The organism is Methylobacterium sp. Leaf117, assembly GCF_001422985.1.
Taxonomy (GTDB): Bacteria; Pseudomonadota; Alphaproteobacteria; order Rhizobiales; family Beijerinckiaceae; genus Methylobacterium.
In genome coordinates this window covers 63,708-70,953 of sequence record NZ_LMNL01000005.1, presented here as the reverse complement: position 1 = coordinate 70,953, position 7,246 = coordinate 63,708, and the positions used below count along the sequence as shown (strand labels likewise).

The 7,246-nt window shown below is 66.3% G+C and carries 7 protein-coding genes and 1 pseudogene; 5 read left to right on the top strand and 3 right to left on the bottom strand.

Annotation, left to right across the window (positions count from 1 at the left end):
- Positions 1–48 precede the first annotated feature (48 nt).
- Positions 49–1,707 carry an IS1182 family transposase gene (locus ASF57_RS05715; RefSeq protein WP_056480983.1) on the bottom strand — a complete coding sequence of 553 codons (1,659 nt, stop codon included), beginning with the start codon at positions 1,705–1,707 and terminating at the stop codon, positions 49–51.
- 449 nt (positions 1,708–2,156) lie between these two features.
- Between ASF57_RS05715 and ASF57_RS05710 the strand changes: the two genes are divergently transcribed.
- Positions 2,157–2,879 carry a transglycosylase SLT domain-containing protein gene (locus tag ASF57_RS05710; protein ID WP_056480981.1) on the top strand — a complete coding sequence of 241 codons (723 nt, stop codon included), beginning with the start codon at positions 2,157–2,159 and terminating at the stop codon, positions 2,877–2,879.
- 106 nt (positions 2,880–2,985) lie between these two features.
- Here ASF57_RS05710 and ASF57_RS26775 read toward each other — a convergent pair whose 3' ends face one another.
- On the bottom strand, positions 2,986–3,276 hold the full coding sequence (locus tag ASF57_RS26775) for a hypothetical protein (protein ID WP_244476836.1): 291 nt from the start codon (positions 3,274–3,276) through the stop codon (positions 2,986–2,988).
- 75 nt (positions 3,277–3,351) lie between these two features.
- Here ASF57_RS26775 and ASF57_RS05705 point away from each other — a divergent pair, with 75 nt between their 5' ends.
- The 3 genes and pseudogenes from ASF57_RS05705 to ASF57_RS05695 all read left to right on the top strand — a co-directional run bounded on the left by ASF57_RS05705 (position 3,352) and on the right by ASF57_RS05695 (position 5,844).
- On the top strand, positions 3,352–4,236 hold the full coding sequence (locus tag ASF57_RS05705) for a lactonase family protein (RefSeq protein WP_244476835.1): 885 nt from the start codon (positions 3,352–3,354) through the stop codon (positions 4,234–4,236).
- Between the two features lie 23 nt (positions 4,237–4,259).
- Positions 4,260–4,916: pseudogene (locus tag ASF57_RS05700) on the top strand (SOS response-associated peptidase).
- Between the two features lie 304 nt (positions 4,917–5,220).
- Complete coding sequence (locus tag ASF57_RS05695) at positions 5,221–5,844, top strand: helix-turn-helix domain-containing protein (protein ID WP_056480979.1); 624 nt, start codon at positions 5,221–5,223, stop codon at positions 5,842–5,844.
- Positions 5,845–5,922: 78 nt separating this feature from the next.
- Here the strand turns inward: ASF57_RS05695 and ASF57_RS05690 are convergent, their stop codons facing one another.
- Entirely contained in the window at positions 5,923–6,444 is a 522-nt protein-coding gene (locus ASF57_RS05690; protein ID WP_056480977.1) for a DUF1993 domain-containing protein, read from the bottom strand.
- A 325-nt stretch (positions 6,445–6,769) separates the two neighbouring features.
- Here ASF57_RS05690 and ASF57_RS26770 point away from each other — a divergent pair, with 325 nt between their 5' ends.
- A complete protein-coding gene (locus tag ASF57_RS26770; RefSeq protein ID WP_056480975.1) occupies positions 6,770–7,201 on the top strand; it encodes a sigma factor in 432 nt (143 codons plus the stop codon).
- Positions 7,202–7,246 lie beyond the last annotated feature (45 nt).

Sequence of the window (7,246 nt, the reverse complement as noted above, 5' to 3'; positions counted from 1 at the left end):
GACAGGGCAGCCGAGAAACCGATCGGACACTGTTGGCGAAGTCGGCGGCTATGCGGCGAGAGCGCTGAATCGTGAGGTGTGGGCCGAGGCCAGGGGTCTGTGCCCGAACCAGGCGGCCAGACGATCCAGGTTGAGGGYAGCGGCCGTGGCCACCCCCTGGAAGGTCGTCTTCGCCAGTCCGCGGTAGCGGGAGCGGCGCAGGCCGAAGCTGCGCACRCCCTGAGAAATCGTGCCCTCGATGCCCTGCCGTTGCGCGTACAGGCGCCGGCCCTGCTTGCTCTCGTGCTGTTTGCGCGCTGCCGCCAATGCCTCGTGCTCGGCACGCGGATGCAGGGTCAGCCGACGGCTTGCCGCTCGGGTGCAGCGCGGTTTGGCCGGACAGGGCCGGCAATCGCCAGGGCTGAAGCCGGCTCGGATGAACGGGCGACCGYTCACTGTGTCCCGGTACTCGCCCCAGCTCGTGCTCTCATGCCCCTCCGGGCAACGCACGCTGCGGCGTTCCCAGTCGACGGCGAAGTCCGTCACCTGGATCGCCTCGGCATTGCGCCGCTGCCAACTATGATTGGACCGCGTCGGGYCGATCAGGTCGATCCCGTGCCGTGCGTTGGCCACCACCAGCTGCTCGGCGCTCACGTATGCGGCATCGACCAGATGCTCGGATGGARCCAAGCCTGCCTCGGACAGCGCCTCGTGGATCGCGCCGGTGCGAACGGCTTCGTGCACGTTGGCCGGCGTGGTGTCAGTGTGGACGACCAGCCGCGGCAGGCCGGGATCGCAGGTCTCTGTCAGGTGGACCATGTACCCGGTCCAGTCGGTTCCGGATTTGGCCCGGAACCGGGCGTCGATGTCATAGGGCGACTCGACCCGGTCRCCCGGACCACGCCCGCGCGCGTCGCGTAATCGCACCGGGTCGGCTTCGCCGTCCGTGCCGTTCCACCGCTCGAAGTGGCGCGCCCACACCCGCYGAAGGACAGCAATGGCGGGCAAGGCCGCGGCCAATGGCGGCGCAGCCGCGTCGTCCAGGGCGTCGAGCAGGCGATGGCCATCAGCCCCGACCTGGAGCACGTAAGCCTCCCGCTTCGCGCCGGTCTCCGGCAGACGCGTTTCCTCGACGCGATGATCGTAGCGGGTGTGCCACTCGGGCGGGGCGAGAGCACGCAGCCAAGCCGGGGCGGCTGTTGCGATGGCATTGAGGGCCGCACGCAGTGTCTCGGCCAGGAGCTCGACCCGATTGAGGTCGCGCACGGCCGCCAGCACGTGCGTGCTGTCGGTGCGCTGACGGCCCCGCGCCTTGAGCAGGCCTTGATCGCGCGCGGCGTCAAGGATGCGGSCCAGCAAGCGTTCGCYGGCCGCGTGCTGCAGGAGCCGGCCCCGGAACTCGCACAGGAGGCTGTGGTCGAAGCCGGGATCGATGAGGTCGAGCGCCAGCAGGTACTTCCAGTCGATCCGAGCTCGGACGGCCTCGGCGGCTTGGCGATCGCTCAGGCCTTCGCGRAACTGCATCAGCGTGACGAGGGCCAGACGCCAGGGCGCGTAGGCGGGCTGCCCGCGCGCCGGATAGAGGTCGGCAAACGTCGCGTCGGTGAAGATGGGACCGAGGCGGTCCCGCAGCAGCAGGTAGGGATTGCCGCGGCGAAACGCGGTTCGAGCGATCCGGGCGGTGTCCTCAGGCACCGGCGGGAGCACGGATTGCGGGCGGAGCGACATGAGTGGCCTCCGGGCGGGACGGCCATCCTACACCCAGACCACCACCCCTCGGAATTCGCCAACAGGGTCCAGTCGTTTTTCGGACGCATCAGCGTTCTTTCCACGCCTTGGCGATCTGGTCGGTCAGGGGCTTGGTGAGATAGCTGAGCACGGAACGGTTGCCGAGCTGCATGAAGGTCTCGACCGGCATTGAGCACGGAACGGTTGCCGAGCTGCATGAAGGTCTCGACCGGCATNGTCATCGCTTTCCTGATCATGGGGAGCACGGATTGCGGGCGGAGCGACATGAGTGGCCTCCGGGCGGGACGGCCATCCTACACCCAGACCACCACCCCTCGGAATTCGCCAACAGGGTCACGTCGTTTTCCTTACGAGACTAAGCGTTCAAAGGAATGCAGCTTCTTGTTAGCGCGGCGATGGTACGAGGCTCTCTCATGTGAGGAGAGCCGATGCTTCGTTCGCTTATGGCGCTGGGTTTAGCTTGCTTGGCATCGGCAGCAGTGGCGCAGCCAGCCAGCATGGTCCTGGCTCATGAGAATGGTCTGGCCTCTTTCCCGGATAGCACCACGCCCCACCCGGCGGGTAAGAGTGCTCGTGCTGCCTACCTGTCCATCATCCACCGTGAAGCGGTGTCAGCGGGACTGCCCGTTGAGATCGCGGATGCCGTCGCCCAGATCGAAAGCGGCTACAACCCCTCTGTCATCGGAGGCGTCGGAGAGATCGGCCTGATGCAGGTCCGGCCAGCGACAGCGGCTATGCTAGGCTTCAAAGGCAGCACAGCCGAACTCGCGCAGCCTGAGGTGAACATTCGCTATGGTGTCAGGTATCTGGCAGAGGCATGGCGTCTCGCAAAGGGCGACCTCTGCCGCGCTCTGATGAAGTATAGGGCCGGTCATGGGTCGGAGACGATGTCGCCCTTGTCCGTGAGCTACTGCTTGCGGGCGCAAGCGGTCCTCAAGATCCCTGAGGCCATGAGAGTGGTACAAGCGCCTGCACCCTCATCGCCCCGATCCGCCTCGCTGTCCTTAGCTCAAACGCCTTTGCCGAAAGGCTTAAAGCGAGGAACGCCTGAGTTCGAGAAGGCGTACTGGGCTGCGCACGAGACGCGAATTGCGAAGCTTAGAGCGCAGATCCAGGCGAGTTGGCGGGCACGCGGCGCGAAGGCGACATAGGGCCTCGTTCGGCCTGCGCGCGATTGTACGGCGTTCAAAGACGGATCTGGAGGGGAGGGGCTTCGAGAAGGCTATCCCGCTCGGCCGCTTCATCCGGCCGGTTGCCCTAGTCCATGAACGGCTCGATGCGGCCAGGATCAGCGAGGGTCCAGTGTTCCGGCCGCGTCTGCCCTATATTCGGCTGATGAGACGATCCCACGCCAACACGCTCCGAACCGCTGCGCTCTTGGCTTTGGCTGTTCCCAGCGCAGCCATAGCGGACACGAGAGCTTTCATCCTCGTCGGCCTCGACGGCAAAACCTTCTTCGAAGCGCAAGGCGGGAGAAACGGGCCGAACGGCCATGACGCGGTCGGCATCCTCGATGTCAGCGACGAGGCGAACCCACGGCTCGTTCACACTCTTCCCCTCGACAACTCGGTCTATGGGCCGCCAACGAACCTTCGGATCACGCCAGATGGACAGCTTGGGCTGGTGGCGAGTTCAGTCCTCATGCGTCAGGAGGGACCGGCTTGGTACGCGCAAGCCGATAACCAGCTCCACGTCATCGACCTCGCAGCCGAGCCGCCGCGCCTGATCGAGACCCTGAAGGTCGGCCTGCAGCCGTCCGGCCTCGCCATCAACAAGGTGGGCGACCTCATGCTTATCGCCAACCGCGAGGGGCGCAGCGTTACGGCGCTGACAATCGGCGGCACCGTCGTTCGCCCAGTCGTCACGGTTGATGTCGGTGACGAGGCCGCTGCTGTCACCTTCGCGCCGGACGGCAAGCGGGCTTTCTTCGCCAAGAACAAGGCTGGGAAGATCGGCGTCCTTGCCATCGACCGCACGGAAGTCAGCTACGACCGAAGCCTTGACATGCCTGTTGGATCCGGCGTCTACGGCCTCGACCTAACGCCGGACGGCACGCTTGCGCTCACTGGCAACACGGGTCCCGAGCCCAGCGACGGCCACGCCGATACGGTGAGCGTGATCCGAGCGGATGCGAAGCGCCCCGTCGTCATCGACCATGTGGGGATCGGCGACACCCCCGAAGCTCTGGCGATCGCACCCGACGGGCGCCACGCGGCCGTATCGGTGGTCCGGGGCGCGAGCGCGCCGCAGGTCAGCCCCGGCTACACGCCAAGCGGTTCCATAGCTCTCCTGGCGATCGAGCCGGAGGGCCGCGTTCGGCGCGTCGCCGAGGCTGAAGCTGGAGCGGTGACCCAGGGCATCGTGTTCAGCCCGTCGGGCACCTACGTCTACATCGGCAACTACGTCGACCGGACGCTCGGCGTGTATCAAATCACCGGGGACACCCTCACGGACACCGGAACCCGCATCGCCTTACCGGGTCAGCCTGCGTCTCTGGGGGGGCGATAGCCGACGCAGCGAGGAGCTCAGCCATGTGCAACCTCTACAACCTGGTCACGCCCCAAGCCGAGATCCGCGCTTCGTTCGGGGTTTTGGTGGATCATGCCGGCAACCTGCCGCCGCTGCCGGGCATATTCCCGGACCAGCGGGCGCCCATCGTGCGTGCAGCCGAGAACGGCGAACGCGTCCTGGAGATGTTCCGCTGGGGCATCCCGGGCCCGAAGCAGTTCGGTGAGCACCCTGTCACCAACGTGCGCAACGTGAAGAGCCCGCATTGGCGGCCCTGGCTGAAGCCGGAGTACCGCTGCCTCGTGCCCGTATCATCCTTCAGCGAGTACGCCGACACCAAACCGAAGAAGACGCCGAACTGGTTTGCTCTCGGTGAGGACCGACCACTGTTCGCGTTTGCGGGCATCTGGCGGCCCTAGAAGGGCGTGCGCGGTACAAAGGCCGAGAACCCCGACCGCGTCGAGGAAGCACACCGCCTGTTCTCGTTCCTCACCTGCGAGGCCAACGGCGTGGTCGGCCCGATCCACAGGAAGGCGATGCCGGTGCTACTGACAACACCTGAGGAGTGGAGCACCTGGCTCAGCGCCCCGACCGAGATCGCCTTAGATCTTCAACGCCCCCTGCCAGACCCCATGATGCGGATTGTCGCGAAGGGAGCCCGAAAGGATCCAGCGGATTAGGTGCGGATGTCGGGCCACAGCCCCCTGACCCAGCCGTCGGATACATACGCTGCGCCAACACCTTCAAAAATAACTTTTTGAGTGGGCGCTTGTAAGACCCGTCCGCTTCAGTGAGCTTCTGCCGCGGCAATCGTCGGCGCAACACTGCGAGCGATACTCAGAACCTTCATGCGATCCTGTTGGTGCTTGATCGCGAGCCAAAGCGGCACCAGCTCGGCCATTAGAGCAATTTCATCCGCGGCAGGTTCTGAGAACGCCTGGACCGGGCAATTGAGTGCCGCTGCAATTCTGGTTAACAAGGCTGTTGTGCGCGGATCTATTCCTGCCGCAGGGTGGCGCCTGGTTCGCCTCACGGAAGGCGCATCGCCTCGCCTATGCCGTTCAGATCTCGCACATCGGAAGCGTCGGGCGTGTCGCCGGCAGCATGATCCGGGGCGGCGGCCCCCTGTCCGAACTGCTAGCCAGCTACCTGCGATCGTTCGCCGGTTCGATGGAGCGGATGTCCGAAGCCGAGACGGCCCATGGTTTCGGCGCCGTGCTGCATCTCCTGAGGGGCGTCATGGATCGGGAGACCGGATCCCCCGGCGACGCGCTCTCGACGGTCGGTCTTCGCTCGCTGGCAGGCGCCTACATCGAACGCCGCCTCCACGATCCGGCGCTGACGCCCGATGGGATCCGGGTGGCGCTGAAGGTCTCCCGGACCCGTCTATACAAGGCCTTCGCCACCAATGGCGGCCTCGCCGCCGCGATCCGGGACGCACGGCTCAACCGGGCTCGCCGCCGGCTGTCCTTTCGAGGCGCCCTCGAGAAGACCATCACGAACATCATGCTGTCCTGCGGCTACCGCGATGCTTCGGCCTTCAGCCGCGCCTTCAAGAACCGGTTCGGCCTCGCACCACGGGACTACCGCGAGGCAGTTCGACTCTAGCTGGCGCCCATCCTCTTGGAAACCGAGGAGGGGCACCCATCCTCCCGGGGACCGAGGGAAGGGCGGGACCTGACGCGCCTACGGCGCGGCCTTGATGTTGGGCGGCCCGAGATGCTGCAGAAAATCGGGCTTGCCGAGGCTCACCCCGGCGCTGCGGAGGATTCCGTAGGCGGTGGTGACGTGGAAGAAGAAGTTCGGAAGCGCGAACCCTGTGAGATAGGCCTGCCCCGTGAAGCGGTATCCCGTGCCGTTCGGGAATGTCAGCTCGACCGTGCGGTCCGCGCTCGACGCCAGCGCCGCCGGGTCGATGCTCTCGACGAAGGCGATGGTCCTGGCGCAGCGTGCCTTGAGTTCGGCGAAACTGGCCTCGGTGTCCGGCATCGCGGGCGCCGAAATCCCGGCCAGCCGCGCCACGGCGTTCTTCGCGCTGTCGGAGGCCATCTGATACTGCGCCGGCAAGGCCCGCATGTCGGGCGCGAGGCGCCCGAGGAGTAGCTCGGCCTCCGGCTTTTCCGAGGCCGCCTTGTCGAGCCACGCGCTCATGCTGCGAAGCGCATTGACGAAGATCGGGACGCTGACGTCGTGGATGCTGATGCTCATCCGGGATGGCTACGGCATCCGCTCCAACGGACGCGGTGAGCGCGCGCACATGCCGTGAGCGGCCGCACATGCCGTGAGCGGCCGCACATGCCGTGAGCGGCCGCGTCGACCGTTGGAGAACCCGGAAGCGCCCGCATCGCCCGTCGACGGCGCACCTGTCGACGAAGCTCGGGCCGCAGCCTGAACCGAGCGCCGCACCGGAGACTTCCTGCCGTTCGGATGCCCCCGGACCGCCCAAGGCCTCGGGCCTTGATAGCCATACAGCGAACATCTATTACAAACTTACTGTACGATGGATCGGGAACGATGGAGTACCGGGTCGGCCATGGCGTCCCAATCGGATCCTTTGCCCGAATCCCCCGGTGAAGCCTCCGCGGCGCGCCGCCAGGACGAGCCGGACCGCCGGCCGCCCCTCCGTGCGGGTCTGCGCCTGGGTCTGGGCGCCGGTTTACGCCGGCTCTATGCGACCGATTTCGGCGTCCGGATGTCGGACGATCTCCAGGACCGCGTATCCCGGCTGAAGACCGCCCTGGACGCGTACGACCGGCATCAGCCGGACACCTTCCGCCACGACCTTCTCGCACTCCTTCCGGATCTCCGGCGCTTCGCCCATGCGCTGGCGAGAGGGACCGGTGGGGCGGAAGCCCTCGTGCAGGAGACGCTCCTGAAGGCTTGGCAGGACCAGGACCGTTTTCCGCCCGGCACCGACCTGAAAGCCTGGGCCTTCACCCTCATGCGCGACCAGCATCGCAGCTGACACGGCGCGGAGCACGGCACCACGCCCCCTGTCGGAAGCGGCCGA

Excerpts from the sequence above, each read along its gene's own strand:
- ASF57_RS05710 (WP_056480981.1), top strand. The coding sequence starts at position 2,157 with ATGCTTCGTTCGCTTATGGCGCTGGGTTTAGCTTGCTTGGCATCGGCA.
- ASF57_RS05690 (WP_056480977.1), bottom strand. The coding sequence starts at position 6,444 with ATGAGCATCAGCATCCACGACGTCAGCGTCCCGATCTTCGTCAATGCG.
- ASF57_RS26770 (WP_056480975.1), top strand. The coding sequence starts at position 6,770 with ATGGCGTCCCAATCGGATCCTTTGCCCGAATCCCCCGGTGAAGCCTCC.